We start from the raw sequence: 229 nt of genomic DNA, 5'->3' as shown, positions 1-229 counted from the left end.
CATTACAAGAATCAACCTTTTTAAATTATATTGGACTTTACCAATGTTTTCTTATTTCTTCCACTATAACCTCCGGATAATCCCAATGTAACAGATGGGTAGAATTCGGGATTAGTTTTACTGTCGCTTTTGTTCTCTCACTAAAAATACTCGCTGTCTTCCCTCTATACTCATCCCAAATTTCTGGTACTGTAGCACGAAGTAATATTATATTAGATGGTAACTCCTC

Annotated in this window: 1 pseudogene; it reads right to left on the bottom strand. The window is 34.9% G+C overall.

The window, feature by feature from the left end:
- Window positions 1-37 precede the first annotated feature (37 nt).
- Window positions 38-229, bottom strand: a pseudogene (locus JDS96_RS31635) (alpha/beta hydrolase); the annotation flags it as partial.

This window comes from Bacillus cereus group sp. N21, from assembly GCF_016483395.1.
GTDB lineage: Bacteria > Bacillota > Bacilli > Bacillales > Bacillaceae_G > Bacillus_A > Bacillus_A pseudomycoides.
The sequence above is the reverse complement of the archived record's forward strand: the minus strand, read 5'-3'. Positions and strand labels throughout refer to the sequence as shown.